This window comes from Levilactobacillus hammesii DSM 16381 (assembly GCF_001434395.1).
GTDB classification, from domain to species: domain Bacteria; phylum Bacillota; class Bacilli; order Lactobacillales; family Lactobacillaceae; genus Levilactobacillus; species Levilactobacillus hammesii.
In genome coordinates, this window is sequence record NZ_AZFS01000064.1 from 14,340 (window position 1) to 30,403 (window position 16,064).

17 protein-coding genes are annotated in these 16,064 nt (G+C 48.8%); 8 read left to right on the plus strand and 9 right to left on the minus strand.

What is annotated here, in order from left to right:
- The first annotated feature begins 2 nt into the window (after positions 1-2).
- The 4 genes from FD28_RS10480 to FD28_RS10495 all read left to right on the plus strand — a co-directional run bounded on the left by FD28_RS10480 (position 3) and on the right by FD28_RS10495 (position 4,389).
- The gene (locus tag FD28_RS10480; RefSeq protein ID WP_083478174.1) at positions 3-431 is read left to right on the plus strand and encodes a 6-carboxytetrahydropterin synthase; all 429 of its coding nucleotides are present in this window, start codon (positions 3-5) and stop codon (positions 429-431) included.
- Entirely contained in the window at positions 421-2,019 is a 1,599-nt protein-coding gene (locus tag FD28_RS10485) for a TIGR03766 family XrtG-associated glycosyltransferase (RefSeq protein WP_057734998.1), read from the plus strand. Before FD28_RS10480 ends, FD28_RS10485 begins: the two co-directional genes overlap by 11 nt.
- A 263-nt stretch (positions 2,020-2,282) precedes the next feature.
- Positions 2,283-2,990, plus strand: a complete 708-nt coding sequence (locus FD28_RS10490) for a hypothetical protein (protein ID WP_057734999.1) — start codon at positions 2,283-2,285, stop codon at positions 2,988-2,990.
- Between the two features lie 535 nt (positions 2,991-3,525).
- On the plus strand, positions 3,526-4,389 hold the full coding sequence (locus tag FD28_RS10495) for a glycosyltransferase family 8 protein (RefSeq protein WP_235806889.1): 864 nt from the start codon (positions 3,526-3,528) through the stop codon (positions 4,387-4,389).
- Between the two features lie 140 nt (positions 4,390-4,529).
- Here the strand turns inward: FD28_RS10495 and FD28_RS10500 are convergent, their stop codons facing one another.
- Positions 4,530-4,733 (minus strand): hypothetical protein, encoded by a 204-nt coding sequence (locus tag FD28_RS10500; RefSeq protein ID WP_057735001.1) that lies wholly within the window; start codon positions 4,731-4,733, stop codon positions 4,530-4,532.
- A 436-nt stretch (positions 4,734-5,169) separates the two neighbouring features.
- Between FD28_RS10500 and FD28_RS10505 the strand changes: the two genes are divergently transcribed.
- Positions 5,170-6,300 (plus strand): GGDEF domain-containing protein, encoded by a 1,131-nt coding sequence (locus FD28_RS10505; protein WP_057735002.1) that lies wholly within the window; start codon positions 5,170-5,172, stop codon positions 6,298-6,300.
- A 598-nt stretch (positions 6,301-6,898) separates the two neighbouring features.
- Here the strand turns inward: FD28_RS10505 and FD28_RS10510 are convergent.
- Entirely contained in the window at positions 6,899-7,330 is a 432-nt protein-coding gene (locus tag FD28_RS10510) for an Rrf2 family transcriptional regulator (protein WP_057735003.1), read from the minus strand.
- A gap of 189 nt (positions 7,331-7,519) precedes the next feature.
- Between FD28_RS10510 and FD28_RS10515 the strand changes: the two genes are divergently transcribed.
- The gene (locus FD28_RS10515; RefSeq protein WP_057735004.1) at positions 7,520-8,092 is read left to right on the plus strand and encodes an NADPH-dependent F420 reductase; all 573 of its coding nucleotides are present in this window, start codon (positions 7,520-7,522) and stop codon (positions 8,090-8,092) included.
- A 168-nt stretch (positions 8,093-8,260) separates the two neighbouring features.
- Here FD28_RS10515 and FD28_RS10520 read toward each other — a convergent pair whose 3' ends face one another.
- The gene (locus FD28_RS10520; protein ID WP_057735005.1) at positions 8,261-9,301 is read right to left on the minus strand and encodes a zinc-binding dehydrogenase; all 1,041 of its coding nucleotides are present in this window, start codon (positions 9,299-9,301) and stop codon (positions 8,261-8,263) included.
- A gap of 284 nt (positions 9,302-9,585) precedes the next feature.
- Between FD28_RS10520 and FD28_RS10525 the strand changes: the two genes are divergently transcribed.
- Entirely contained in the window at positions 9,586-10,749 is a 1,164-nt protein-coding gene (locus FD28_RS10525) for a DUF998 domain-containing protein (protein WP_057735006.1), read from the plus strand.
- Between the two features lie 47 nt (positions 10,750-10,796).
- On the opposite strand, the gene FD28_RS10530 is transcribed toward FD28_RS10525, so the two are convergent.
- The 4 genes from FD28_RS10530 to FD28_RS10545 form a co-directional block, all read right to left on the minus strand.
- Complete coding sequence (locus FD28_RS10530; protein WP_057735007.1) at positions 10,797-11,327, minus strand: hypothetical protein; 531 nt, start codon at positions 11,325-11,327, stop codon at positions 10,797-10,799.
- 117 nt (positions 11,328-11,444) lie between these two features.
- Positions 11,445-11,786 carry an aggregation-promoting factor C-terminal-like domain-containing protein gene (locus tag FD28_RS10535; RefSeq protein ID WP_083478187.1) on the minus strand — a complete coding sequence of 114 codons (342 nt, stop codon included), beginning with the start codon at positions 11,784-11,786 and terminating at the stop codon, positions 11,445-11,447.
- Positions 11,787-12,089: 303 nt separating this feature from the next.
- Complete coding sequence (locus FD28_RS10540; RefSeq protein WP_057735009.1) at positions 12,090-12,920, minus strand: undecaprenyl-diphosphate phosphatase; 831 nt, start codon at positions 12,918-12,920, stop codon at positions 12,090-12,092.
- A 346-nt stretch (positions 12,921-13,266) separates the two neighbouring features.
- Entirely contained in the window at positions 13,267-14,178 is a 912-nt protein-coding gene (locus tag FD28_RS10545; RefSeq protein WP_057735010.1) for a hypothetical protein, read from the minus strand.
- Positions 14,179-14,442: 264 nt separating this feature from the next.
- On the opposite strand from FD28_RS10545, the gene map reads away from it, so the two are divergent.
- Positions 14,443-15,231, plus strand: a complete 789-nt coding sequence (gene map / locus FD28_RS10550) for a type I methionyl aminopeptidase (RefSeq protein WP_057735011.1) — start codon at positions 14,443-14,445, stop codon at positions 15,229-15,231.
- Between the two features lie 144 nt (positions 15,232-15,375).
- On the opposite strand, the gene FD28_RS10555 is transcribed toward map, so the two are convergent.
- Entirely contained in the window at positions 15,376-15,744 is a 369-nt protein-coding gene (locus tag FD28_RS10555; RefSeq protein WP_057735012.1) for a type II toxin-antitoxin system PemK/MazF family toxin, read from the minus strand.
- On the minus strand, positions 15,731-15,961 hold the full coding sequence (locus FD28_RS13320; RefSeq protein WP_057735013.1) for a hypothetical protein: 231 nt from the start codon (positions 15,959-15,961) through the stop codon (positions 15,731-15,733). The genes FD28_RS10555 and FD28_RS13320 overlap by 14 nt, the downstream gene beginning before the upstream one ends.
- Positions 15,962-16,064 lie beyond the last annotated feature (103 nt).

Genomic DNA, 16,064 nt, shown 5'->3' on the forward strand with positions numbered 1-16,064 from the left:
CGATGCAAAAACAACGAAGTTATAAAATCAAATCATACGTTAATGCTAGTCACGCCGTTCGGTGGAAGTCCGGTACCGGGAAGAAACATAACCATACCTGGGAAATCGTGTGTGAATTGCACGTGTTTGAAGGGATGGTTTCCTTCTTTGATATTGAAAAATCTCTGAACACGGCGATCGATGAACTTTCTGGGAAGTACTTAAATGATCTTCCTGAGTTTAAGGTGATTAACCCAACTGTTGAAAATGTCACGGAGTACCTTTTTAATGAAATTGATGGCATTCTCCGGAAGAATAACGCGGTTCTTTTGCGGATCGAGGTCAGTGATTCGCCAACCCGGTCGTTCTGTATTGATATTACGGAACGCCAATTCCCAACGCAGGCGGAAGTGATGGCGGACCAGGCCAAGCAGGAAGACGATCATGCGTAGGTTCTACAATTTTAGTCAGTCGGTGATTAACTTCTTTTGGCACGTCTTGTTTTTCCTGACCCTCTTTTTTGCAGTGACATCGCCCAACATTATCCTGGGAGACAATGCCACGTTTGGAACCAGTACCACGATGGTAACGACGGGGCTCGTGATTGCCATTGTGGCGATCCTCGTGATGAACTATGCGTATCCGCGCGTACACGCGTGGCTGTACCGTGTCTTGATTACGCAACGGCTGCGGACGGGGACGATCCTCCTGCTGATGGTGTTGGCGGCGCAGATTGCCTTCGTCTTTTTTGTCCACCCCAACAGTGGTTTTGACTCGGGGATGTTATTGCATACGGCCACGGACCCGAGCGCCGTACGAGACCCGGATGCCACGGCTTATTTTAGTCTGAACGTGAATAACCTCCCGATCATGCTGTTTATGCATTGGTTATCGACCACCTTTCAGCAGACCACCTGGGAGTTTTTTGATTTTGTCACGCTATTTTTTGTGGATCTGTCGGTCATTTTTAATCTCTTGAGTGTACGGATTGTGCAGAAACGGGCGCTGGGAGCGGCAATGTACATTCAGGCCGCTTGGTTGGCGGTCTTTCCCAGCATCATTATGCCCTATACCGATGCTTGGGGGCTCCCTCTGGTCTCGTTTTATCTGCTGTGTTACTTTACCCTGCGCAAGACCACGATGCATCCATTGCTGCGATTGTCCGCGGCCAACGGGTTCGGTATCAGTGTGATGCTGACCTACTTCATGAAGCCGTCCTCGATCATTCCCGTCATTGCGATTGCTATTATCGAAGGACTGCTGGCGTTGGTTAACCACAAGAAATTACGGATGCAAGACGTGTTTGTGGCGTTGGCCATGCTTCTGTTTATCGGTGAAAGTGCCTTTTACACGTATCGTTACGTGAATACGCGCGTGGAGAATCAGACCTATATTCAGGTCGACAAGACCCGGGCCATCCCGGCCATTCATTTTATGGCGATGGGGGTCTACGGGCAAGGTGGTTATAGCTGGTGGCAAGCCGTTGAGATGACTTTTTTGCCGACTAAAAAGCAGAAGACGGACTACTCCGTCATGATGCTCAAGAAGCGTTTGAAGAAATTGGGGCCGACGGGGTATCTAAAATTTTTAGTCAAAAAGCAACGTAACAATACGGCGGATGGCACCTTTGGGTGGTTGAAGGAAGGTCATTTTTTCCTAGAGAACCAAAAACCCAACAATAAGGGAATTTCTAATAAACTGAAGAACTATATTTATTTGTACGGACGGCACATTGCGGACTTTCGGTTTGCGGCCCAGTTGTGGTGGATTAGCTTACTGACCATCATCGCACTGGGCTTTGGTCCGGAACGGCGGGTTATCCAAATTCTGCGGCTCTCGATGGTCGGGGGCTTTGTCTTCCTGCTGCTCTTTGAAGGGGGCCGTAGCCGTTACCTGATTCAGTATCTGCCGTGTCTACTCCTGTTGGCGACGCTGTCGGTTGAACGGGTCATTGCTAATGTGGGGCGACTTGCGGGTTGGTATGAAGAAAAAGTGGACGCTTCTATCCAAGCCGACGAGAAAAAGCAGTCGACGGATTAACCACCGGTTTGCCCGTTACGTGTTACCAAACTAGAATAAACTCCAGTAAAAGGGTTAGGCTATCAATGGCTTGACCCTTTTAGGCCTGCACACGCAGACCTCTCTGGTGTGAAACGGTCGCCTAAATTGATAGTGAATAGCCTCGCCCCTAAACGGTGTGCCCCCTTTAGAAAGTCTTAAAATATTACAGTCGAAATCCCATTGACACAATTCTGTAACATTACTATAATAATTGTAATCTTTGGAAAAGGGAGAGGGATACTATGAAAAAATCTTTAACTGTAATGACTGTTTTAGCATTAGTTGCACCAATGGCTTTGGCGGTACCAGCGTCAGCTAAGAGTACGACGGCTGCAACGACAACAGCTGCAAAGGCGACGAGCCATACTTACACGATTGTTTCTGCAAAGACCTTCAAGGCTGCTAAGGCTTACCACACGAAGGATGCTCGGCCAGTTGTCTACAAGGCCGCAGTTGCCGCAGACCGGCCAACCATGAAGCTAACAACTAAGGGGAAGTTGAAAGCAGGGACGACTTACAAGGTGACGAAACAAGCTAAGCTCAAGATCAGTGCTAAGAAGAACCAAACTTACAGCTACGTTAAGGGTCAAGGCTGGGTTGTTGCCAGCAAGTTAACGGCCGGCAAGTTTAAGGCTGCTGACGGTGTTAAGGCCAAGGCAACCAAGACCACGAAATACACGATCGTTTCTTCAGCCTTTTACAAGAAGGCAAAGACGGTCCACACCAAAGATGCTCGGCCAGTCGTTTACAAGGCAGCGATTGCTGCAGACCGGCCAACTATGACGTTGACGTCCAAGGGGAAGCTTAAGGCTGGCACGACGTACAAGGTAACGAAGCAAATCAAGGCTAAGAATTCAGCAAAGAAGACCAAGACCTTTAGTTACGTTAAGGGTCAAGGTTGGGTATTAAAGAGTAACTTAACGAGTGGTCAAGCCAAAGCCGCTGACTAGTTGGGGAACTGGTTTACAGGTTAAGATGGCCATTGAGAAGTAAGGGAAACGAAAGCTGCTATCATCCGAGAGGTGATGGCGCTTTTTTGTATAGAGTGTGAGTGAGGGCGGTTAGCCCCTGAGCATTAACGTCAATAAGTGCCCGCTCGGTGGAACCGAGCCGGTGCTTATTGACGTTAAGCGCAGGGGCCTGCCTAGTCTCACCCGCTTCGGTCATGTGAAAATGAAAAATGTTCCAGAGAAAGATCTTAAAGACGTGCCAATCCGGTCAGGTAAAGTTTGTGTATGGAAACGGTACAGGTTTGATATGAACGCTCGGAATACCTCAATTCTCTGTTAAACTGATCTAGACGAAGTCGTCTAGGTCGCTGGGACTGCCGCAGGACGGCGTGGGGAGTTCCAAATTTACGAGCTGATGTGCGACCATCATCTGTGACGAAAAGCGCCGAGTATGCTTAAATTGAAGATAACTGGCAACTAGCCAGCGCGTTTGATGGCGGAACTGGCGCAATCTTCAAAAATTGGCTGAAAGTCGGTGAATGATTTGACTGATGAAATTAACGTCCTGGTCACGTTGAATGCGGGGTATTTACCACCGCTAAAAGTGATGCTTTACTCGCTTCATGCGAACAATCCACAGGAACGGATTCACTTGTGGCTATTGCACGCTTCACTCACACCCACAGAGGTATCAGGGGTGGCCCAGTTGGCGTCAGTCTTTAACTGGCAATTTACGGATCAGCGCGTGGCCGCCGACTTTGCGGCGGGGGTACCCCTGATCAAGCGGTATCCTAAGGAAATGTATTTCCGGCTACTCAGTGGTGAAATTTTACCGAGAGATGTCAAACGGGTCATTTACCTAGATCCCGATTTGCTGGTGATTAACGCGCTTCGTCCGCTATGGGAGATAGACTTAAAGGGTCACATGTTGGCCGCTGCCGTCCATCGTGGTGTAACGAAGATGGTTGATGGTCTCAATATGATTCGGTTAGGGACAAAGACCAGCTACTTTAATTCGGGCGTCTTGGTCATTGATCTCGATCAAGCACGCACCAAGATTAAGTTGAACGATATTACGGCGGCGATTGAAAAGTATCGCAGTGAATTGATCTTGCCAGATCAGGATGTTTTAAACTTCCTGTACGGTGCCGATATTTTAGAAATTCCCGAGGAAGTTTGGAATTACGATACGCGGAAATACTTTACGTATCAGACGCGGAGCTTAAATCAGCATGAGATTCACTGGGTGATGGCGAATACCGTGATTTTGCACTATTGTGGCACGCCCAAGCCCTGGGACCCAAGCAGTGATAGCAAGTTCACAGGAATATTTTTGAATTATCAACAGCAACTACAGCGTCTGTTGACTGAGTTGGCAGCGCCGAAAGTGGTTGATTGAGACTAAAAGTTATTGGGTGCACGCACTTTTTAGTGTGGCCGTCAGCAATTACTGCACAACAATGAACCGCCTTCCCGGTATGCTTGTCGAGAAGGCGGTTCATTTCATGAGATGAGTGGCATAGGGGCCGGGTGTTACGATTAAGCCATTAAGAACGGGACATTACGACCGATTGAGGCCTTGATCACGGCCTGAGCGGTATCTAAGTCGGCCTGACTAATCAGGACCACGTCAGCATCGTCAGTAGACGAATGTAGCCTGATGGGCCGGTGTTGCGTGGCGACCTGGTGCATGAGTTGGTTGAGATCGGTTTGCGTGGTTTTGTCGTTATTTTGATTTTTCATAAGAGGTGCCTCCTGATAGTTAAGTTGTCGTTTTCGTTTGTATAGCGTAAGTGGTGCCGGACGACGAAAGTTACCGCCTGCCCTTAGTGTAGAGAATACGCGCTTTTTAGTGGTGATTCACTAGGGGTTTCCTGAGCTTTATCTGATAAACTCTCAGATAGCTGTGGGCGCCAGACGGGGAACGAGCGTCAATTATTAGAGAATAGTTAATAGTAAAAGTAAGTGTGTTATTGAAAATGTTTACATAATTCAGCACTTTTGCCATTCTGGTTATTTCCTTTGCCTAATAATGGGATTATTATGGCTTTATGATAATGTAAATAAGCTGGCCCGCGTGTTGTTCCATTAGCGGGCCTATTGTCGAATTGAAATGTAAACGGGCCCGACGCGTGAGTCGTTGGGTGCATCACGCAAACTTAAAGAAGAGGGTTTATTAATGACGTGGTCTCATTGGCAGGTGCCACCATTTACCACCAGTGTATTCTTTGTCCTGGGCGTACTCACGCTTTATTGGGTGACCTATAATTGGATTATTTCTTGGACGCACACGCACCGAATCAACGTTTCTGACAATGTCATTAACACCTGGTATGGCTTGCTCTATATGGTGGTCTTTGTTTTTAGCATGCAGTCGTTGATTGTCGGGCAGAGTGACGCCTGGCAGTTTATGAATTTTGAATTGATTGCCATTACATTCTGTGCCTATTTCCTAGAAATCCGGGTGCCGTACGTCCTCCTGGTTCCCATCATGTTGGTCTACATGGTCTTTGATGGCTCACTGGGGTACTGGCAGTCGTGGGCCCATGCCGTGACACTATTTGCGTTCTTTGTCGTGTTAAACATCGGTCATACCACCTTTCAGAAATTCAAGCATGCCTTCGTGCCGTACTTGTTGACAACAGTAGTTTTTGGGGGCTTGCTCTGGTTCTGGATGATGTTGAAGTTTAACTTCTCCTGGACGACGTTGTGGCAGGAATGGCTATATCTGGTCATCTTTGAAACGTTGCTTTATATTTATGTGTCGATGTTGTCACACGACACGGCGCTCAAACTACGACTGGCCAAGTTTGCCAGTCACGATGCGTTGACGAAGACGGGAAATTTTGCGGCTTATACGGAAGATATTGAATATTTATTTAAGCACTATGGTCAAACGGGTCGGGCGTTATCCATGATGATGTTTGACATCGATCACTTCAAGCACATCAACGACACCTATGGTCATGCGATTGGGGATGAAGTCCTCAGGGAGGTTTCAGCGACCGTACAGACGGTGCTGACCGCCAATGACCCGCGGGTGAAGTTCTATCGGACGGGTGGCGAGGAGTTCAATATTCTCTTTCCCGGATACGATGTTGATGCCACCAAAACCATCGTCGATCAGATTTTCACGGCGATTAATCACCTGGAGGTTCAGTCGGATGAGGGTGTGATCAAGTTGTCGGTTTCCGTGGGGGTTTCCGCAATTACCACGGATGATAAGGCCCCGATGGACTTTTACAATCGGGTTGACCGGAACCTATATCATTCCAAACGGCACGGGCGGATGCAGATTACCATCGCCTGATTATTGCTAAACTTATAGAAACAACTTCCCCAGATTTTTAGGTGGGGGAATCCTGACAAATTCTCAGAAAAAGTTTATTTGAAGCTACTTTTAGTTGTGGCCCTTCAGCAGCATAATGGGGTCATGGTTAATCAAGCCGGGTACTTCCCGACACCGGCCTGGTTGAACCACTCTTGAACTTGATGGCATGTTCTAACTCCCTTACTCTGCAAGAAGTTACTGTCTGTGAATGGCTGATTCTGCCGATGGAATCAGCCATTTTTTTGCGGTCTAGCGTTGATTCTGAGAATTTGTCAGATCATTCTCTTATTGACCTCGTATATAAAATGCCGGGAGTTCAGTATGCTGTAGGTATTAAATCGCGGGCTAACCGCTGTGGAAACGGGTGAGGAGAATGATGGTAATTCAACTGGGCATTCTACTAGTCTCAGGGTTGATTAGTCTTCTGGCAAAGTAACACTAGCTTGTGGGCAGAGGCGTTCATTGCCAAACCATCAGGCGTATTCAGTGGAAAATGGCTGAATCATTTGATAACTATTCATAAGAAAAGCGCCACACCGAAAATTTTCGGTGTGGCGCTTTAAAGTTAGCTCTTCTTCTATTCTGCGGCTAAGCGTTGCATTAAGGTGACGTCGTTTAGCAGGTCTTGGAGGGTGATTTTAGCCATCTTAGCCTCCGCTGCTGCTTGAATTTCATCGTAGTAGTGGCCGAGAACCTTGGGCACGGTCTTGCCGATAGGACACTTCTGAGACGTATGTGCGTCCACGTTCAGCAGGGGCGCCTGCCCAGGCAGGGTTGCGTAGATATCCCGTAGCGTAATGGCTGCGGGTTCCCGTGCCAGGGCCAGTTGGGTTGGCCCGTGAGTCGGCGCGAGGAGGTGACTACGTTTTAAGTTAGCCATGATCTTCCGAATGAGACTGGGGGATGTTTCTAAACTACTAGCCATTTCCTGACTGGTAATCTTCTTGCCTTTAAAGTACGCAATGTAGACTAAGACGTGAATGGTATCACTGAATTGGGTGTTCGCCATCCGGGGCCGCCTCCTTTTTTAATTCTGTATGTTATTTTATAACAGTTTTCGTAAAAAGTCAGCTAAAAGTTACTGGAATCTAAAAGTAATTTCTTCCGGAAATACAAATAGTTGACTTTCGGATAAAATGCGGTTATGATACAAACTGTACTTAAAAATAATACAAAAATTAATCAGGGGGTTTGCATTATGGCAGCAATTACAATTTTTGGTAAAGGTAACATGGGTCAAGCAATCGGTGACGTCTTCACGCAAGGCGGTAACCAAGTCAGCTACATTGATTCCAAGGACCCAGTTGAAAATCTGGGAGAGATTGTGGTGTTGGCCGTTCCTTACAACGCCGCTCTGAGCATTGCTAAGGCTAACCAAGCCGCTTTAGCAGGCAAGGTCGTTGTGGATATTACGAACCCACTGAACTTTGAAACTTGGGACGAATTGGTCGTTCCCGCTGACAGTTCAGCAGCTGCCCAGATTGCCGCTGCTTTACCTGACTCAAAGGTGCTGAAGGCCTTTAACACCACCTTCGCCGCAACTTTGCAGAGCCGTAAGGTGGGCGATCAACAGACGACCGTCATGGCTGCTGGTGATGACGCAGCTGCCAAGCAAGACTTGGCTGCGGCATTGACCAACAGTGGCGTTGCCTTCGTCGATGCAGGTTCCTTGAAGCGGGCCCGTGAACTGGAAAGCTTTGGTTTCTTACAAATGACCTTAGCTGCCGGCGAAAAGATTGGCTGGACCGGTGGCTTTGCGGTCGAAAAGTAGCGTTAAATAAACGTGCTAAAGAGTAACTGGGTCAGTGTTAAAATGTGATATTTGGGGAATAGTCTTAGGAATCGCTTGCGATTTCTGAGGCTATTTTTGATTGGGCCGCAAAAAAGCCAAGTTCGCGGACGGCGAGCTTGGCCTAATGGGTTATTTAAATGGGAAAAGTTAACCGATGACAACCAGTGACTTGATGGCTTTCCGGTCGGTCATGGCTTGGTAAGCATTGTCGATGTCATCCAACGTGAATTGTTGGTTGAAGACCTTGCCGGGGTGAATGTCGCCATCCAGCACGGCCTTTAATAAGACTTGCTTATCGTAGGTAGTGACGGAAGCGGGACCACCGGCAATGATGGTGTTGGTGTAGAAGGACGTGGTCATGTCCATCTTAGGTTCGTGAGGCAGACCAACCCGGCCCACGATAGCACCTGGACGGGCAACCTTCATGGCCGTGTCGTTGGACAATTCAGTCCCAACACATTCCAAGACAGCATCGGCACCGGCATCATTAGTCAGGGCCTTAACCTTGGCAACGGCTTCGTCCCCACGTTCAGAAACGATGTCCGTCGCGCCAAATTCGAGGGCTAACTTTTGCCGGTCGGCGTGACGGCTCATCGCAATGATCCGCTTAGCACCACGCATCTGAGCGGCAATCACACCACAGAGACCCACGGCACCGTCACCGACAACGACGACCGTATCGCCAGTCTTGACGTTGGCGACACGAGCGGCGTGGTAACCCGTTGCCATGACGTCAGCCAGACTCAGGAGGGAGTTCAGCATGGCATCGCTGTAATCTTCGGGTTGGCCAGGAATCTTGACCAAGGCCCATTCCCCGTGTTGGAAACGAATGTATTCGGACTGCACACCGTTACTGAAGTTATCAGTATGGTTCTGGCAAACACCGTCGAAGCCGGCACGACAAGCGGCACAGTGGCCACAGCCGTGAGTGAATGGAGCAATGACAAAGTCACCGGGCTTAACCGTGGTGATGTCAGACCCGACTTCTTCCACAATCCCGATGGCTTCGTGACCGGAATTTTCGGAGTGAGCAGCCTTGTCTTCTAACCCGCGGTAGGCCCACAGGTCGGACCCACAGACACAGGTCCGTACGACGTGAATGATAACATCGTCGCTGGCTTGAATCGTGGGTTTTTGAATATCTTCAACTTCAACTTTTCCAGGTTTCATAAAAATAGTAGATTTCATGTTTGGCCTCCTAGGCTTTGATACTGAAAATTTTAAGCGTTTACAGAGTGCATGTAAAGAATCATGACTTCAACCAGGGGACGCACAAGGCGCCCCCGCAGATCAGTGTAAGCCAGCGGGACAGGCTTGTCTAATACTTATGGACTATTGTTGGCGATGCCTGTTGGTTATAGCTGAGGAACGTTTTTTAGAGAGAAGAGCGGTGACCAGCGATAAACCTCATTAATTTCCCGCTAGATTTGCTATAATTAACGAGAATGGTTTACGGAACGGTGGAGGGAAACATGAAAAATAAGGACTTTAATTTAAAGATCCCGGCGGACATCAGTGAGCAGTTAAAGCTCGATGATGGCACGCCGGTTAAACTCGTGGTCAAGCGCGACCGCCTAGTCGTGGAATTTGCCGAATCACGGCGGCGGATCTTTCAGAATCGTATCATGTGGTGGCCAGTCATTGCCGCCTTTGTGGTCAGCATTGGGTATTACCTCTTTTGCCGGTGGCAGGGGGTCCGTCATCTCAAACTGTCGGGGGATGAGTCGCTAGCGACGGGACTGATTGTGACCGGCGTGGTGATGGGGACCCTGTTGTTTGCGATCTTTTTTATTCGCGATCGTAATAATCCCCAAAATCACTTCACCAAGAATATCTACTGGCGAAACTTTCCCGTGATTGTGCTGTCCTTTGCCCTGATCCTGGCCTTGGTACTGGTAGGGAGTATGTGGCTACTGGGGATGCTGTTTAACGGGGCCAGCTTTGATCGGATTACGGCCAGCATCATTATCTTTGTCTTTGGAGTCTTCGTGAATCTGGCCATGATTTACTTTGCACAGGCGGTGGATGCCGGGGTTTTATCAACTGTGCTTACCTTGGTGATTATCAGCGGGGTTGTGATCTCGATGGCCGTGAACAATGAGCGCTACTGGTGGCAACACAACCTGAGCTTCTTGGGGACGCGTAACGCCTCTAGTGGCTGGCAATTCAACGCGACGCTGATCTTCTCGGCGCTGCTGATGATCGCCTTGATTGACTACCTGTTCGTCAGCCTGCAGGAATATTACCCGGGGTCACGGCGGTTGATTGTGCTCCGCATTCTCTTGACGCTGACGGCCATTAATCTGGGGCTAGTGGGGGTCTTTCCGAACAACATCTCGTCGCATCTGCTCCACGACCAGGTCGCCAGCTTCTTGATTTATTGCGTGCTCGCACTGATTGTGGGCGTGCGCTGGTTGCTGCCACAGATCACGCAGGAATTCTTGTATCTCTCGTATGGGGTCGGGGTGGCCCTGATCGTTGCCGAAGTCCTCTTCCGGGGGATCGGTTACTTTTCCCTGACGGCCTTTGAAATGGTGGCCTTCGTGATGGCCTTCGGGTGGCTCCTGCTCCTGTTGGATCGGATTGAGTCACTGATCAACGTGGGGACCGAGAGTATCATTTCACTAGAAGAATAAACGAATTTGAAGTCGATGCCGAAACGGGATCGGCTTTTTGAGTCGGGTTAGTGAGTCACCACGGTGAGTCTTTGGGGCATGGCCCGCACTTTGGTGGCTGCGTGGTCGGCGTTGATCTGGTTGACGATTTCACGCAGGGTGGCTGTCTTCGTCTGGTCCTTACGGAAGGAGTGGACGATCATGCTGTCGTATAACACGTGCTGGCTGTCCGTTAGCCGGAACCAGTTGGGCGCCAGGTTCTTGGCGCTATCTTGAATGTGTTGGTCGGGCCAGACTAGGTATTTAGTGCCGCCATTTTTAGGATAGCTCTCGACTTGCCATCCCAGCTTAAAATCGGAGACTTCCTGCCAACGCTGAAGCTGGGAGTGCTTAATGGCAAAGTAAATGATGGCACTGTACGTGAGCTTACGGTTGTGCCGTAAGTCGCTGCGGGTTAGCTTGGGGGCGACTTTGCGGCTAGAGGCTGTTGGGGTCGCTGATGAGGGGTGTGGCTGTGACTGACGTGTCACGTGGGAGAGTGTCAGTCCACCCATGACCAACAAGAGGAGCAGACCGCCAATGGCGAGGCGTTTCTTCATTTGGAATCATTCTTTCTTAAAATAAATTAGAAAAAAGGCGGTTAAACCAATCTGGGTCTAACCGCCTTACTTAAATTGTGCTGTCTTCAAAACGCATCTGTTAAATTAAATGGCGTTTTAGTACCAGTGATGACTTTGCCAGAACCGCTTGGCTTTCGTCCATGAACCGTAACGATTGTTGACGTAACGGTTAGCCGTCTTTTCCTGGTTTGCAGGAGAGTAGTCACCGTGCAAGTAGGACTTCAAAAGTTGGTAACGACCGTAACAGTTTCCGTTACGAGCAGAGTAGTTGTAACTTGATTCGCGCTTGGCGATCCAGTTCTTAGCTGATTTTTGGGATTTTGACAGGCCGGCGTTAATCTTAGCAATCTTCTTGGCCTGACTAGCAGACACCCGAGAAGAAGCCTGAGCAGTCGTGGTTTGTTCAGGAACCAAGCTTGACGTTACATCGGTCACCATGCCGAAGGAAAAGCCAAACAAAAGTAAAAGTGATGCAAATTTAGTTGTAAGTTTTGATTTCGACATTTTTTTAATCTATCCAATCTGTTTTCTTAATACTTTACAGCATACCCGAGAAATATTGCAGTTTAGTTACTAAGCAGTTAAAAGGCCGTCACATTTGATTGCAGTTTGTTGCAAAATGAATTATCCAGCGCTTTCATGCGTATAACTGGCTACATAAACTGAGATTAGGATAGGAATGGTGTCGAAAATTAGGATAAGCTATTGATTAGTTAGATTAAAAATAGAATGAGGTGCTAGTTAGGCGTGGATGAGACCAAAGTAGGCGATCACAATGACCCCTAACCCGATGCGGTACCAACCGAAGCCTTTGAAATCATTATGGCGGATGTAATTTAACAGGAATTTAATCGCCAAGTAGGCAACGGCAAAGGAAACGACGGTCCCCGTCAGTAGCACGAGAGTTTGACTGCCGGTAAAGGTGTTGCCATGTAGAAAGTATTTCAGGAGTTTAAGCAGTGAGGCGCCAAACATGGTGGGAATCGCCAGGAAGAAGGAGAATTCGGTCGCCACGAAGCGTGAGGTCCCAATGAGAATCCCGCCGAGAATCGTGGCACCAGAGCGTGAGGTGCCGGGAACCATGGACAAAATCTGAAATAGCCCGATCAAAATGGCGATCTTGAAGGGGAGCTGATTGAGGTCGGTGAAACGGGCGGTCGTTCGCCGGTTGTAGGTTTCAATGACAATAAATAAGATTCCGTAGACGATGAGTGTGGTCGCGATGACCTGCCAACTGGTGAGGTGGGCCTCCATCCAGTCGTTTAGTGGCAGACCCACGATGACCGAGGGCAGAACGGCGAGGATTACCTTGAACCACAGTGTCCAGGTTTGATGACGTTCGAGCTGGTTTTTGTGAGGTGCCCAAGGGTTGAGTTTGCCAAAGTAGAGGACGACCACGGCGAGGATGGCGCCGAGCTGGATGACCACCATAAACATATTAATAAAGGCCGTTGACTCGTGGAGCTTGATAAATTCATCGGCTAAGTATAAGTGACCGGTAGAGCTAATGGGTAAGAATTCTGTAATCCCTTCGATGATGCCTAAAATGGCGGCTTTTATGATATCTAACACGTCAAGACTCCCTCTATTGTCGTGAATTAGTGGCTAAATGATGCGGTAATTTTAATCGTACAGAAGGGGTGTAAAGAGTCCATGTGGTTTGCGTAAAAACTCTGTAAAAGAGTACGAGTTGCCGTCACCTGCGGCTACCGGAATCTTTGGCCGCCTCCGGTTACCCAGCTACTTGCCCATTGTATGTCGCTAAGTATCGCGCAAATAACGGCGCTCTGCTATTTCTAATTAGGGTCGCCCAGACTGAGGTGGTGAATACCTGTGACATCAGGCATCGTGGTCATGTTCCAGTCTTGGACAATAGAAAAAAGCCGGGGCAATTGTCCCAGCTTCTCTAAGTTAAGCTTTAATTATTTTCCGATGCCAGCCCGGTTAGCGTTGCTAGTTTGCGATAAGCGAACACTGAACCCAAGAAGAAGCAGGCGGCCAGGGTAGCGGCAATCGGTAGGGTGTGGAACATGCTGGTGGGTAACACCAAGGCCAGCAATGGGAAGGCATAAGCTGCCGGCAGCTTGATTCGTAGCAGTTGCAAGAGAATAAAGACCAACGGCAGTGTGATGAGTGTGGCCAGTAGCCATGACGCCACCACGAGATGGACCAGGACACCCAGGGTTGCGGCGCCCCCCAGCGCGACGATGTGTTTGAGGGCCAGCTTGCCGCTGTAGCTAGTCATCTGCGAAACCTCGAAGAAGACCACCAGCACGGGCGGGATTCCCGCCATTTGCGGGTAGCCAGCGAGCCAGACCGCGCCAATCCAGATGGCAGCGGCCAGGACAAAGCCCAGCATGTGCTGATACCGCAGGGGTTTGCCAGCGGGTTGCCCCTTGTAGTGACCCTGCAGGAGAACGCCCACCATCAAGGTCAGCGTAAAGGCGAAGATCGCAAGGATAAAGGACCAGTGCGTCGCGTTGATGATGATGGGAAGCAGGCCCGTTGCAAATGAGGGGGCCAACGTTGAGCGTAGCACGTTTAAAAACAGGAGAATCAAGAGTAGCGTGATCCCGATCTTTTCAGGATAGATGATGGAAAATTGGTTGACGATAAAGCCAATCACCGCAGTTCCGGAGGGCGCCAGAAAGATCTTGATGGGTTGGCTGACCCAAGTGGGATTGTGATAGATCCACATCCCGGCAGTCAAAGCGCCAATCTCAGGTAGAATAATTTCGGCATCGTGCAGCCAAGTGGCGATGCCGACCATCGTGAGAACCAGGGCGAAGCCAATCAGATAGTCGCGGCCCTCTCTTTTTGTCAGAGACATTGGGAAACCTCCTTGGTGAATTCTTTGAATGACAATCGTGCGTGACACAGCAAAAATGATTGTAACATGTTTCATCAAATTATTCAGGTATGAAAATGGCTGAAAGTGCGATTGTCGCAGGAATTGGATGACTTAGCAGTTTGAAATCGCTTCAATAGCCGCTAGTCTAAAATCAACCGTGATCTGCCTGTTGAAGCACATCTCCAGTAAGGTATACTGAAAGAGATAACTAAAACGCACACAACCAAACCATCAGGAGGCAACATGATAGCTTTAAAATCGACACGCGAAATCGAAGGGATGCAGGCGGCTGGCGATATTCTCGCGGGGCTGTTTCACGCCTTGGAAGATTATCTGAAACCAGGAATCACGACCTGGGATATCGATCACTTTTCTTATCAATATATTATTGATCACGATGCGACACCGGGTGAATTGAACTTTGAGGGCTACAAGTTCTCGACCTGTGTCAGTGTCAACGATGTGATCTGTCATGGGTGTCCTAGTAAGGACGTGCTCATCAAGAACGGCGACCTGGTCAAGGTGGACACCGTGATTGACTACCACGGTTACTTGAGCGATGCTTGCCATGCGTTTGCTGTGGGTCAGCCTTCGGCGGAAGTCCAGAAACTCATGGACGTGACGTTAAAGGCACTTTACTTGGGCATCGATCAAGCCGTTGTTGGCAATCGAATTGGTGACATTGGGTTTGCCATTCAGGACTACGCAGAAAACCAGTTGGGTTACGGTGTGGTACGGGACTACATTGGTCACGGTATCGGCCCGACCATGCATGAGGATCCCGATGTTCCCCACTACGGAACGGCCGGTCACGGGACGCGGCTGAAGGCGGGGATGACCATCACCATTGAACCCATGATTAACGTGGGGGATTGGGGCTGTAGCGATCCGGCCGCTGATGGCTGGACGATCTCCACGATTGACGGCAGTCTGAGCTGCCAGTACGAACACACCATTGTGATTACGACTGATGGCCCCAAGATCCTGACGTCGTTTGATCATGAGCTGGATGCGAAGTACTTGTTAAAGTAAATCAGGGCGTGTAAACGGAGTGGGACAGAAGGCGCCTTCTGTCCCACGTTTCGGCACCATCATGGCAAAAAATAAATCGGTTATTTCAGAACTTAATCGTTTCTGAAATGACCGATTTTTGAGTTGTGTTTCAGACCCTTTAGGCTACTTATCGTAGATGTTCAGGATTTGAGCGTGAGTCCGGATGACTTTCATAAAGGCGGCGTCATCCAGAAAAGTTTTGGTACTGGTAATGTGTCGGCCCAGCAGACTAAACGTATGAAATTGAAGCGGATTAACGTACCCCTGAATCTGGGCGTTGTTTGAGATGGGCACAAAGAATGATTTTAGGTGATTACTGGTGGCGTGCGTAATGGGTGAGACGGCAACTTGACCAGTGATCTGTGAAAATCCCTTAGTACTGAGTACAACAGCAGGATGTCTACCTCGCAATTCATTGTGTTTGGATGGCTGAAAGTCTACCCACACAATCTCTTGTTGTTCAGGGAACGACGGTGACTTAGAATTCGTCATGTTGAACCTCGACTTGGGTAAAATCTTTGTCGGACAGTGCCCCCTGGTGGCGTTTAATGAATTCAGGATCAGTGAAAGGATTCTTTTCTTTTGGTAAGAATACAATTGCGCCATTTCGCCCGGAGTAGACATCGTACTCGGGATATTTTGCTGAGATCCCCTTGGGAACCGTTAGAACGGTTGAACTTCCAACGATTCTTGGCTTGACAGATTTCATTTAATCGCCTCCTGATATATACATATGATATATACGAGCTGGGATGATGTCAACGATTATGCTGGGCAAAAAACAGAGTGAGATTCGTTTCCTGTCACTCACG